Here is an 11,799-nt window from a genome sequence, read left to right on the forward strand (position 1 = left end):
AAGCCCGCCACCGATCACTCGGTGGCGGGCTTTTTTTGTGGCCGCGAGGTTTAGATCGCGCCGCGCTGACGCAACAGTTCCAGCACTTGCTTGACGCTGTCTTCCAGCGACAGCGCCTGGGTGTCGAGCACCAGGTCGGCATTCAACGGCACGTCGTACGGGAAGGATTCGCCAGGGATGTTATCCCCGCCGGCCGCGTACAGGCCTTGCGGATCACGCTCGGCGCATACCAGCGGCGACGCCTGCACGTACACAGTCAGCAGACGATCACCGCCAATCAGCGCCTTGGCCTGTTCACGGCCTTCGGCATCCGGGGCAACGAACGCGGCCAGGGTCAGCAGGCCGGCTTCGTTGAACTGGCGCGCCACGTGAGCGGCACGACGCCAGTTTTCCGTACGCCCGGCACGATCCTGTGGCAGACCTTTGTTCAGGTCGTGACGCAGGTTCTGACCATCCAGCACGAAGACCGCACGACCCATGTCGAACAGCTTGCGCTCGACCGCATAGGCCAAGGTGCTCTTGCCAGCGCCGGACAGGCCGCTGAACAGCACGGTGGCCGGTTGCTGGCCGAAGCGCTGGGCACGCTCTTCGGTGGCCACATGCGCCAACTTGCCATGCTGCGCCGCGCTGCCGTGAGTGACCGGCGGTGCGATGATCATGCCTGCGGCAACGGTGCCGTTGGTCAAGCGGTCGATAACAATGAACGCGCCCGTGGTGCGATTGCTGTCGTAACCATCCAGCGCGATGGCGGCGTCGAGGCTGACCTTGACCCGGCCGATCTCGTTCAATTGCAGCGAACTCGCCGGGCCTTCGGCCAGGGTGTTCACGTCCACGCGGTGCACGATGCTGGTGATGGAACCCGGCACGTAGCTGGTGGCGCGCTTGATGTCGTATTTCTTGCCCGGCAGCATCGGTTCTTCGGCCATCCACACCAGCATGGCGTCGAAGGCGTCAGTTACTTGCGGCACGTTGTCGGCATGCACCAGCAGGTCGCCACGGGAGATGTCGATCTCGTCTTCCATGGTCAGGGTCACGGCCTGGCCTGGGCCGGCGTGTTCCAGCTCACCATCGAAGGTGACGATGGATTTGACGCGGCTGCTCTTGCCCGACGGCAGAACCACGATCTCGTCGCCCTTGTGCACGATGCCGCTGGCCAGGGTGCCGGCGAAACCACGGAAGTTCAGGTTCGGACGGTTGACGTACTGCACCGGGAAACGCAGGTCGGTGTAGTTGCGGTCGTTGGCGATCTCGACGGTTTCGAGGATTTCCATCAGCGACTGGCCGGTGTACCAAGGCGAACGCTCGCTCTTGTTCACCACGTTGTCGCCCTTGAGCGCCGACATCGGCACAAAGGCCATGGTGCTCGGCTTGAAGGCGATACCGTCGGCGAACTTCAGGTAATCGGCCTTGATCTGCTCGAACACGCTCTGGTCGAAGCCATTGATGTCCATCTTGTTGACGGCGATCACGATGTGCTTGATGCCCAGCAACGAGGCGATGAAGCTGTGGCGACGGGTCTGGGTCTGCACGCCGTAGCGGGCGTCGATCAGGATGATCGCCAGGTCACAGGTGGACGCACCGGTGGCCATGTTGCGGGTGTACTGCTCATGGCCGGGGGTGTCGGCAATGATGAATTTGCGCTTGGCGGTGGAGAAGTAGCGGTAGGCAACATCGATGGTGATGCCCTGCTCACGCTCGGCCTGCAGGCCGTCGACCAGCAAGGCCAAGTCGATGTCGTCACCGGTAGTGCCGGACTTCTTCGAATCGCGGGTGATGGCTTCCAGGTGATCTTCGTAGATCATCTTGGAGTCGTGCAGCAGGCGCCCGATCAGGGTGCTCTTGCCGTCATCGACGTTGCCGCAGGTCAGGAAGCGCAACATCTCTTTGCGCTCGTGCTGGCCCAGGTAGGCGAGGATGTCCTCGCTGATCAAATCAGATTGATGCGACATGACAGCCCCTTAGAAATAGCCTTGACGTTTTTTATCTTCCATTGAGCCTGCGCCATCGTGGTCGATGACACGGCCCTGGCGCTCGGAAGTTCGCGTCAGGAGCATTTCCTGAATGATGTCCGTCAGCGTCTCGGCTTCGGACTCCACCGCGCCCGTCAACGGGTAGCAGCCAAGGGTACGGAAACGTACTTTCTTTTTGACAATGCGGGCTTTGTCTTCGTCGGACAGGTGCTCGAGGATGCGGTCGTCGTCGATCATGATCAACGTGCCGTTCTTCTCGATCACGTCGCGTTCGGCGGCGAAGTACAGCGGCACGATCGGGATGCCTTCCAGGTAGATGTACTGCCAGATGTCCAGCTCGGTCCAGTTGGACAGCGGGAATACACGGATCGACTCGCCCTTGTTGACGTTGCCGTTGTAGACGTTCCACAACTCGGGGCGCTGGTTCTTCGGGTCCCAGCGGTGCTTGCTGTCGCGGAACGAGTACACGCGCTCTTTGGCGCGGGATTTCTCTTCATCACGACGGGCACCGCCGAACGCTGCGTCGAAACCATGCTTGTCCAAGGCCTGCTTGAGGCCTTCGGTCTTCATGATGTCGGTGTGCTTGGCGCTGCCGTGGGTGAACGGGTTGATGCCCTGCGCAACCCCATCGGGGTTGACGTGGGTGATCAGGTCCAGGCCCAGTTCCTCGACCATCTTGTCGCGGAATGCGTACATCTCCTGGAATTTCCAGCGGGTGTCGACGTGCATCACCGGGAACGGCAGTTTGCCCGGGAAGAAGGCCTTGCGTGCCAGATGCAGCATCACGGCGGAGTCTTTACCGATCGAGTAGAGCATCACCGGGTTGTCGAACTCGGCGGCGACCTCGCGGATGATGTGGATGCTTTCCGCCTCCAGCTGTTTCAGATGCGTCAGTTTGTCGACCATGGTTACTCACGGAAAAACGATCTTATGGACGGCCAGCGGGCCGTGTTCGAGCGAGGCATGCTAGCACAGCACCTTCTTCTATTCAGGGAGCTGGCTAGATCGAAACGGTATATGAATATGCCGCCAGGTTTGGCCTGCCATGCCGTCAAACCGCCTCCCACATTCAGATTGGGTTGGGGCAGTCGATGAACAGATGTTCGAGCGCAAAACGCCGCGCCAGGTAATCGCCCAGTGCCTGTACGCCATAGCGCTCGGTGGCGTGGTGGCCGGCGGCGATGAAGCTGATGTCGTTTTCCCGCGCGCTGTGGAAGGTTTGCTCGGAGGCTTCGCCGCTGAGGAACAGGTCGACGCCGGCGGCAATCCCATGGTCGATGTAGCCTTGGCCACCGCCGGTGCACCAGCCGACGCGGCGGATCATTTCGCTGCCTTCGATCAGCAGCGGTTCGCGGCCCATGACGTCCTGCACGCGGCGGGCAAAGTCGCGGGGCGACAGGGGTTCGGCGAGGGAGCCGACCAGGCCGACGATCTTGGGGTTGGTCGGGTCGAGAGGGCCTTCGACGGTGATGTCCAACTGCTTGGCAAGCTGCACGTTGTTGCCGACGTCGGGGTGCAGGTCCAGCGGCAGGTGATAGGCCAGCAAACTGATGTCGTGCCTGAGCAGGGTTTTCAGGCGGCGCTGCTTCATGCCGGTGATGCAGGGGTTCTCGCCTTTCCAGAAATAGCCGTGGTGCACCAGGATCAAATCGGCCTGGGCTTCAACGGCTGCGTCCAGCAGGGCTTGGCTTGCGGTCACGCCGCTGACGATGCGCATCACCTGCGGACGGCCTTCGACTTGCAGGCCGTTGGGGCAGTAGTCGGCGATTTTTGCACTGCCGAGGTAGCGGTCCGCTTCCTCGACGAGGGTGGTAAGGGGGACGGCCATAAAAGACTCCTAAATATCCCGTTCCGAGGCGCTCGCAGCCTCGTATAATGCGCGACATTATGGGCGCTCTCCCGCCCCCTGCAACCTGTCAGGACTTACTTGATGCTCAAGGCACTGCGTTTTTTTGGATGGCCATTGCTGGCTGGCGTGCTGATCGCGATGCTGATTATTCAGCGTTATCCCCAGTGGGTGGGCTTACCCAGCCTTGATGTCAACCTGCAACAGGCGCCGCAGACCAGCGCGGTGGTGCAAGGCCCGGTGACGTACGCCGACGCAGTGGTCATTGCCGCTCCGGCGGTGGTCAACCTGTACACCACCAAGGTCATCAACAAGCCGGCGCATCCGTTGTTCGAGGATCCGCAGTTCCGCCGCTATTTCGGTGACAACGGGCCCAAGCAGCGGCGCATGGAATCCAGCCTGGGTTCCGGGGTGATCATGAGCCCCGAAGGCTACATCCTCACCAACAACCACGTGACCACCGGCGCCGACCAAATTGTGGTGGCCCTGCGTGATGGCCGCGAAACCCTGGCCCGCGTGGTGGGCAGCGACCCGGAAACGGACCTGGCGGTGTTGAAGATCGATTTGAAAAACCTGCCTTCCATCACCCTCGGCCGTTCCGATGGCTTGCGGGTGGGTGATGTGGCGCTGGCCATCGGCAACCCGTTCGGGGTGGGCCAGACGGTGACCATGGGCATCATCAGCGCCACCGGCCGTAACCAGTTGGGCCTCAACAGCTACGAAGACTTCATCCAGACCGACGCGGCGATCAACCCTGGCAACTCCGGCGGCGCGCTGGTGGATGCCAATGGCAACCTGACCGGTATCAACACCGCGATTTTTTCCAAGTCCGGCGGCTCCCAGGGCATCGGTTTTGCGATCCCGGTGAAGCTGGCGATGGAAGTGATGAAGTCGATCATCGAGCACGGCCAGGTTATTCGCGGCTGGCTGGGGATCGAAGTACAACCGCTGACCAAGGAACTGGCCGAGTCGTTTGGCCTGACCGGGCGCCCAGGCATCGTAGTCGCCGGGATCTTCCGCGACGGACCGGCGCAGAAAGCCGGCCTGCAATTGGGTGACGTGATCCTGAGCATCAACGGCGAACCGGCCGGCGATGGTCGCAAGTCGATGAACCAGGTGGCGCGGATCAAACCGACCGATAAGGTGGCGATCCTGGTGATGCGCAACGGTAAAGAGATCAAGTTGTCGGCGGAAATCGGCCTGCGCCCGCCGCCGGCTCCGGTAAAAGAAGAAGAATAAGCCGCCTCGTCCAGGTGCCCCTTAGCGGGCACCTGTAAGTTAATGTTTCACAGCGATTCATTCTCATTAGTCATGTTATATTGTTTCAATATCGCTATTGGAACGCTCTATCATGCCGTCTCGAAGAATTGCCCCCTTGGCTGGCTTGGCCTTGGGTTTGCTGCTCGACCCCGCCTTTGCCGAAGACACCACCGTCGAACTCGATACCATCAGCGTCACTACCGACGCCTATGAATCCGCCACCGGCCCGGTGAAGGGCTATCGCGCCACTCGTTCGGCCAGCGCGACTAAAACCGACACGGCCCTGCGCGATATCCCACAATCCATCAGCGTGATTCCCGCCACGGTGCTCAAGGACCTGGGCAGCACCAACGTGGAACGTGCCCTGGAATTTGCGGGCGGCGTGTCCAAGCAAAACAACTTTGGTGGCCTGACCCTCTACGAATACAGCGTGCGTGGTTTCACCACCTCGGAGTTCTACCAGGACGGTTTCAGCGCCAACCGTGGTTACCCGAGCACACCGGACGCGGCCAACATCGAACGCATTGAAGTACTCAAAGGCCCTGCGGCCAGTTTGTACGGGCGCGGCGACCCAGGCGGCACCGTGAATATCGTCACCAAAAAACCTCAGCCAGACGCCTTCACCACCCTGCAAACCAGCGCCGGCAGTTGGGACCGTTACCGCACCGCCATCGACGTCAACACGCCGCTGGACAACGAAGGCCACGTGCTCTCGCGGGTCAACCTGGCAGTAGAGGACAACCACAGCTTTCGCGATCACGTGCAGAGCAAGCGCGTTTTCGTTGCGCCCTCGTTCAGTTGGCAACTGGACCCGGACACCAGCCTGCTGGTGGAAAGCGAATTCGTGCGCCACAGCTCCACGTTCGACCGTGGCATCGTCGATGCGCCCGGTCTGTCGCGCTCCACCTTCCTCGGCGAGCCCAACGACGGCGACATCGACAACCACAACAACCGCATCCAGGCGACCCTCGAACATCACCTCAACGACGCCTGGAAACTGCGCCTGGCCAGCCATTACAAACAAGGCAGCCTATGGGGCGATGCCTCGGAAAATCGGCCACTCAGCGCCGACGGCCATACCCTCAACCGCCGCTACCGCGAACGCTCCATGGGCTGGCACGACAGCATCACCCAATTGGAGCTGCGCGGTTTGTTCGACGTCGGCAGCTGGCAGCATGAACTGCTGGTGGGCACCGAATACGAGGACTACCGCAAGAAGGAACGCGTGACCGCCATCGCCGGCAGCCCGGGCAGCTCATACGCGATCGACATCTACAACCCGGTCTACGGCCAAGCCAAACCCAATGGCGTACGTTCCGGCACCGACTTTTTCGAGCAGACCAAAAGCCACGCCCTGAACCTGCAAGACCAGATCGTCTTTACCGACCGCCTGCGCGGCATGGTCGGCGCACGCTTCGAGCATTTCGAGCAAACCGTCGACGACTTCACCCGCAACGCCCCGCCGAGCCGGCAAACCCACGACGCCCTCACCCAGCGCGCCGGCCTGCTTTATCAACTCACGCCCGAAGTCGGCGTGTTCGCCAACGCTTCGACCTCGTTCAAACCCAACAGCGGCCTGGACGCCACGGGCAACACCTTCAAGCCCGAAGAAGGCGTGGGTTATGAAGTGGGGATCAAGAGCGAGCTGTTCGACGACCGCCTCAGCACCACCGTCGCCGCGTTCCATATCGAAAAGGAAAACGTGCTGGCCCTGGACCCGGCCACCAACACCAACCGCGCCATGGGCAAGGCGCGCAGCCAGGGCGTTGACTTGCAACTGACCGGGCAACTGACCGACGCGATACGGGTGATCGGCGCGTTCGCCTACATCGACGCCGAAGTGACCAAAGGTGACAAGGCCATTGCGGCCGGCAGCCGCATTCTCGGCGTGGCCAAGCGCAGCGGCAGTCTGTTGGGGGTGTATGAATTCCAGGATGGCGCGTTGCGCGGCTCAGACCTGGGCGCAGCGTTCACCTATGTGGGAGACCGCTCAGGTGAAGCAGGCGGCAGCTTTGAACTGCCGGCCTACCACACCGTGGATTTGCTGGCGCATTACAAGGCGACCGAGAACGTGACGGTGGGCCTGAACCTGAACAACCTGTTTGATGAAAAATACTACGAGCGGTCCTACAGCAATTACTGGGTCAACCCCGGCGAACCGCGCAATTTCACGGTCAGCCTGACCCTCAATCTCTAATACAAATCAAACATGTGGGAGGGGGCGTGCTCCCGATAGCTGCTACGAATTACGTGTAGCGGGATCAAGCCCCTTCCCACATTTGGATCTGCGCCAGGTTCAATTACAGTGAAAGAGGCGCTCTTTCACACAGCGTATTGAGCGCCGCCGCCCACTGCGGATCATCATTCAAGCACGGTACCAATACCAATTCCTCGCCTCCGGCCTCGCGGAACTGCTCCAGGCCGCGATCGCCAATCTCTTCCAGGGTCTCGATGCAATCGGCCACAAACGCCGGGCACATCACCAGCAGCTTTTTCACGCCTTGTTGAGCCAGCGCCTCCAAGCGCGCTTCGGTGTAGGGTTCGATCCACTTCGCACGGCCCAGGCGCGATTGAAACGCCACCGACCATTTGCCATCCGGCAAGCCCAGGCGCTCGGCTACATCGCGGGCAACACTGAAACATTGCGCGCGATAGCATGTGGCAAGCACTTGCGGCGACGCGTTCTTGCAGCAGTCGGCATCCTTGAAGCAATGCTGGCCGGTCGGGTCGAGCTTAGTCAGATGGCGCTCGGGCAAACCATGAAAGCTCAGCAGCAAGTGGTCGTAATCCTGCTCGATATAACGCTGTGCGCTCGCCGCCAGGGCATCGAGGTATTCGGGCTGATCGTAGAACGGCTGCAGGATCGAGAACTGTACATTCAGTTTCCTGTCTTTCACCACGCGCCGGGCCTCTTCGATCACCGTGGTCACGGTGCTGTCGGCGAACTGTGGGTACAAAGGCGCCAGGGTGACCTTCTGAATGCCTTGGGCGGCCAGCCGGGTGAGGGTCGTTTCCAGGGACGGCTCGCCGTAACGCATGGCCAACTCTACGGGGCCCTGGGTCCACTGCGCGGTCATCTGCTGTTGCAGGCGGCGACTGAGCACCACCAGCGGCGAGCCTTCATCCCACCAGATCGACGCATAGGCATGGGCCGACTGCTCGGGGCGCTTGATCAGGATCAGCGACACCAGCAAGCGCCGCACCGGCCATGGCAGGTCGATCACATAAGGGTCCATCAAAAACTGGTTGAGGTAGCTGCGCACATCGGCCACCGAAGTGGACGCCGGTGAACCCAGGTTGACCAGTAACAACGCGTGATCCGTCATGCAACATCCTATCTCTAGAGGCGGCTGGACAAGTCGTCCAGAGCCGCATGCAACTCAGTGAACTGGAAAATGAAACCGGCGGCCATCAAGCGTTCGGGGATCGCCTTCTGCCCGCCCAGTAACAGCCCCGACAACTCGCCCAAGCCGACTTTCAGCGCAAAGGCCGGCATCGGCATGAACGCCGGGCGGTGCAGCACCTGGCCCAGGGTCTTGGCGAACTCGCGGTTACGCACCGGGTGTGGCGCGCAGGCATTATACGGACCGCTGGCGTCATCCTTGTGCAGAAGAAAATCAATCAGGGCGATTTGATCCTTGATATGCACCCAGGGCATCCACTGCCGACCATTGCCGATCGGCCCGCCCAGCGCCAGTTTGAACGGCAACAGCAGCCGCGACAAAAAGCCGCCCTCGGCCGCCAGCACCAGGCCGGTCCGCACCAGCACCACACGGATGCCCAGGGCTTCTGCGCGCTGGGCGGTTTCTTCCCAGGCGATACACAGCTGGCTGGGGAAGTCGTCCTGCACCGGGCCGCTGGCCTCGGTCAGTTCGCGCTCACCGCCGTCGCCGTACCAGCCCACCGCCGAGCCGGAAATCAACACTGCCGGTTTCTGCGCCTGGCCTTCGAGCCACGCCAGCAGGGTTTCGGTAAGGCCGATGCGGCTGCTCCACAACAGCGCCTTGCGTTTGTGGGTCCAGGGGCGGTCGGCGATGGCGGCGCCGGCGAGATTGACCACCGCGTCCACGGCGCCGATCACCTCTTCCAGGCGCGCAACGCCCAGCACCTGCGCGCCACACAGGGCGGCAACCTCTTCCGGATGGCGGCTCCACACGGTCAGGCGATGGCCTTGGGCGAGCCAGTGTTGGCAGAGTTGGCGGCCGATCAAGCCGGTACCGCCGGTCAGCAAAATATGCATGGGATCCTCCTCATGTAACGTTCGCCGCCGATCACTGGTCTATTTTATAAGCAGGGATCAATTTGTAATCGGGCGTGGCTGTTGTTTAAGCCTCAGCTTTAACCATAGGTCACGCCAGACGTTCAGGTACGCCAAAACTTATACCAAAAAACAATATTGTACAGCTATTGGTGTCGGCGTAGTCTGTACCCAACGGTAAAACGAGGCCTCCCATGACTGTCCCCATCGCGATCATCGGTACCGGCATCGCCGGTCTCTCCGCCGCCCAAGCGTTACGAGACGCCGGGCACGCTGTAAAACTTTTCGACAAGAGCCGCGGCAGCGGTGGCCGCATGTCCAGCAAGCGCAGCGATGCCGGCGCGCTGGACATGGGCGCCCAGTACTTCACCGCCCGCGACCGACGCTTCGTCAACGAAGTGCAACGCTGGCAAAGCAACGGCTGGGCCGAGCAATGGAAACCGCAGTTGTACAACTTCAAATCCGGCCAGCTCACGCCCTCCCCCGACGAGCAGATCCGCTGGGTCGGCTCCCCGCGCATGAGTGCCATCACCCGCGCCCTGCTCGATGACTTGCCGGTGGAATTCGGTTGCCGCATTACCGAGGTGTTCCAAGGCACTCAGCACTGGAACCTGCTCGACGCGGACGGCGGCAGCCATGGCCCATTCAGCCATGTGGTCATCGCCACGCCAGCGCCCCAAGCCACCGCCCTGCTGGCTGCTGCGCCCAAGCTGGCCAGCGCCGCCGCGGGGGTGAAAATGGACCCCACGTGGGCTGTCGCCCTGGCCTTCGACAAGCCACTGGATACACCGATGGAAGGCTGTTTCGTACAAGACAGTCCCCTCGACTGGCTGGCGCGCAACCGCAGCAAACCTGGGCGCGACACCACCCTCGATACCTGGGTGCTACATGCCACCAGCGCGTGGAGCAAAGCCCATCTGGACTTGCCCAAGGAAGCCGTGATCGAACACCTGCACGGCGCCTTCGCCGAATTGCTGCACAGCGCCATGCCTGCGCCGTCCTTCAGCCTGGCGCACCGCTGGCTTTATGCGCGCCCGTCCAGCAGTCACGAATTCGGTGTGCTGGCCGATGCTGACCTGGGCCTGTACGTGTGTGGCGACTGGTGCCTGTCCGGTCGGGTCGAAGGTGCCTGGCTCAGTGGCCAGGAAGCCGCGCGACGATTGATCGAGCACCTGCAATGAACCGTCTCAACCCCGCCAAACTGCTGCTGTCGAAGTGGACAGCAGCCCACCCCCGCCACAAGGAAAAACACTTTCTGGTCACCGAATTGTTCCGGGACGAAGAAGGCACCGTGCTGGAAATCGAGCTGCAGGCGATCATGACCAAACGGGCCGAACGCCTGCCGTGGCAGACGTTGCAGAATGCCGAGGCCTGGAAAATCGGCTGGAAATAATCCCCACGAAAAAACCTGTACAAATAATTTGACTTGTACAGCATCAAACCTATGATGAGATTTAGTTGTACAACGCCTAAAGCTTGTACAGGAATTTATCAGGGGTTTGCCCATGTCCAGCAGCGCAAAACCGAAGATCGCGATCAGCGCCTGCCTGTTGGGCGAGAACGTGCGCTTCAACGGCGGTCATAAACAATCCCTGCTCTGCAGCCAGACCCTCGCCGACTATTTCGACTTTGTGCCGCTGTGCCCCGAAGTTGCGATTGGCCTGGGCATCCCCCGCGAACCGATCCGCCTGGTCGGCGACCCTGCCCACCCGCAGGCCGTGGGCACGGTGCGCCGTGAGCTCAACGTGACCCAGCCGCTGGACGACTACGGCCAGCAGATGGCCCAGGAACACACCGACCTGTGCGGTTACATTTTTATGCAGAAGTCGCCGTCCTGTGGCCTGGAGCGGGTCAAGGTGTACCGCGAAAACGGCACCCCGGTCGACGGCGGCGGGCGCGGCATCTATGCCCGGGCGTTTTGCGCGCGCCACCCCAACCTGCCGGTCGAAGAAGACGGCCGATTGAATGACCCGGTGCTGCGGGAAAACTTCCTGACCCGCGTGTTCGTCTACGCCAGTTGGCAGCAGCTGCAGGCCGACGGACTGACCCGTCACGGCTTGCTGGCTTTTCACTCGCGCTACAAATACCTGCTGATGGCCCACAGCCCTGTCCATTACAAAAGCCTGGGTCACCTGCTGGGCAGCATGGGCAAAGGCACCGACCTCAGTGAACTGGCCGCGTGTTACTTCAGCGACTTGATGACCGGCCTGACCAAATGCGCCACCCGCGGCACCCACACCAATGTGCTGCAACACATCAGTGGCTATCTCAAGCAGGTCATCAGCGCCGACGACAAGCAGGAAATGCAGACCGTTATCGGCCAATACCGCCACGGCATCGTGCCACTGGTGGTGCCGTTGACCCTGCTCAAACATCACTTTCGCCAACACCCGGACCGCTACATCGCGCAGCAGGCGTACCTGCAACCGCACCCGGAAAACCTCAGCCTGCGCAATGCGATCTAG

10 protein-coding genes are annotated in these 11,799 nt (G+C 61.4%); 5 read left to right on the plus strand and 5 right to left on the minus strand.

Annotation, left to right across the window (positions count from 1 at the left end):
- Positions 1 to 50 precede the first annotated feature (50 nt).
- The 3 genes from cysN to EJD88_RS10730 form a co-directional block, all read right to left on the minus strand.
- The gene (cysN, locus tag EJD88_RS10720) at positions 51 to 1,949 is read right to left on the minus strand and encodes a sulfate adenylyltransferase subunit CysN (RefSeq protein WP_099583975.1); all 1,899 of its coding nucleotides are present in this window, start codon (positions 1,947 to 1,949) and stop codon (positions 51 to 53) included.
- 9 nt (positions 1,950 to 1,958) lie between these two features.
- Complete coding sequence (gene cysD, locus EJD88_RS10725) at positions 1,959 to 2,876, minus strand: sulfate adenylyltransferase subunit CysD (RefSeq protein ID WP_032886164.1); 918 nt, start codon at positions 2,874 to 2,876, stop codon at positions 1,959 to 1,961.
- A 163-nt stretch (positions 2,877 to 3,039) separates the two neighbouring features.
- Positions 3,040 to 3,798 (minus strand): Nif3-like dinuclear metal center hexameric protein, encoded by a 759-nt coding sequence (locus EJD88_RS10730; protein ID WP_158877921.1) that lies wholly within the window; start codon positions 3,796 to 3,798, stop codon positions 3,040 to 3,042.
- 102 nt (positions 3,799 to 3,900) lie between these two features.
- Here EJD88_RS10730 and algW point away from each other — a divergent pair, with 102 nt between their 5' ends.
- Both algW and EJD88_RS10740 read left to right on the plus strand, forming a co-directional pair.
- Positions 3,901 to 5,055, plus strand: a complete 1,155-nt coding sequence (gene algW, locus EJD88_RS10735; protein ID WP_099583973.1) for a Do family serine endopeptidase AlgW — start codon at positions 3,901 to 3,903, stop codon at positions 5,053 to 5,055.
- A 112-nt stretch (positions 5,056 to 5,167) separates the two neighbouring features.
- Positions 5,168 to 7,273: a TonB-dependent siderophore receptor gene (locus EJD88_RS10740; protein ID WP_158877922.1), complete on the plus strand. Its 2,106-nt coding sequence runs from the start codon at positions 5,168 to 5,170 to the stop codon at positions 7,271 to 7,273.
- 103 nt (positions 7,274 to 7,376) lie between these two features.
- Here EJD88_RS10740 and hemH read toward each other — a convergent pair whose 3' ends face one another.
- Complete coding sequence (gene hemH, locus EJD88_RS10745; RefSeq protein ID WP_112193375.1) at positions 7,377 to 8,402, minus strand: ferrochelatase; 1,026 nt, start codon at positions 8,400 to 8,402, stop codon at positions 7,377 to 7,379.
- Between the two features lie 14 nt (positions 8,403 to 8,416).
- Positions 8,417 to 9,316 (minus strand): TIGR01777 family oxidoreductase, encoded by a 900-nt coding sequence (locus tag EJD88_RS10750; protein WP_112193373.1) that lies wholly within the window; start codon positions 9,314 to 9,316, stop codon positions 8,417 to 8,419.
- A 212-nt stretch (positions 9,317 to 9,528) separates the two neighbouring features.
- Here EJD88_RS10750 and EJD88_RS10755 point away from each other — a divergent pair, with 212 nt between their 5' ends.
- From EJD88_RS10755 to EJD88_RS10765, 3 genes are all read left to right on the plus strand, one after another.
- The gene (locus tag EJD88_RS10755; RefSeq protein WP_099583969.1) at positions 9,529 to 10,515 is read left to right on the plus strand and encodes an NAD(P)/FAD-dependent oxidoreductase; all 987 of its coding nucleotides are present in this window, start codon (positions 9,529 to 9,531) and stop codon (positions 10,513 to 10,515) included.
- Entirely contained in the window at positions 10,512 to 10,727 is a 216-nt protein-coding gene (locus tag EJD88_RS10760) for a TIGR02450 family Trp-rich protein (protein WP_099583968.1), read from the plus strand. Before EJD88_RS10755 ends, EJD88_RS10760 begins: the two co-directional genes overlap by 4 nt.
- A gap of 112 nt (positions 10,728 to 10,839) precedes the next feature.
- Positions 10,840 to 11,799: a DUF523 and DUF1722 domain-containing protein gene (locus EJD88_RS10765; protein ID WP_158877923.1), complete on the plus strand. Its 960-nt coding sequence runs from the start codon at positions 10,840 to 10,842 to the stop codon at positions 11,797 to 11,799.

Origin of the sequence: Pseudomonas sp. PB105 (assembly GCF_009764655.1) — a bacterium.
GTDB classification, from domain to species: domain Bacteria; phylum Pseudomonadota; class Gammaproteobacteria; order Pseudomonadales; family Pseudomonadaceae; genus Aquipseudomonas; species Aquipseudomonas cyclaminis.

Bases quoted from the DNA above. Each gene is read 5' to 3' on its own strand.
- algW (WP_099583973.1), top strand. From the start codon at position 3,901: ATGCTCAAGGCACTGCGTTTTTTTGGATGGCCATTGCTGGCTGGCGTG.
- EJD88_RS10755 (WP_099583969.1), top strand. From the start codon at position 9,529: ATGACTGTCCCCATCGCGATCATCGGTACCGGCATCGCCGGTCTCTCC.
- EJD88_RS10730 (WP_158877921.1), bottom strand. From the start codon at position 3,798: ATGGCCGTCCCCCTTACCACCCTCGTCGAGGAAGCGGACCGCTACCTC.
- EJD88_RS10750 (WP_112193373.1), bottom strand. From the start codon at position 9,316: ATGCATATTTTGCTGACCGGCGGTACCGGCTTGATCGGCCGCCAACTC.
- EJD88_RS10740 (WP_158877922.1), top strand. From the start codon at position 5,168: ATGCCGTCTCGAAGAATTGCCCCCTTGGCTGGCTTGGCCTTGGGTTTG.
- EJD88_RS10760 (WP_099583968.1), top strand. From the start codon at position 10,512: ATGAACCGTCTCAACCCCGCCAAACTGCTGCTGTCGAAGTGGACAGCA.
- EJD88_RS10765 (WP_158877923.1), top strand. From the start codon at position 10,840: ATGTCCAGCAGCGCAAAACCGAAGATCGCGATCAGCGCCTGCCTGTTG.
- cysD (WP_032886164.1), bottom strand. From the start codon at position 2,876: ATGGTCGACAAACTGACGCATCTGAAACAGCTGGAGGCGGAAAGCATC.
- cysN (WP_099583975.1), bottom strand. From the start codon at position 1,949: ATGTCGCATCAATCTGATTTGATCAGCGAGGACATCCTCGCCTACCTG.
- hemH (WP_112193375.1), bottom strand. From the start codon at position 8,402: ATGACGGATCACGCGTTGTTACTGGTCAACCTGGGTTCACCGGCGTCC.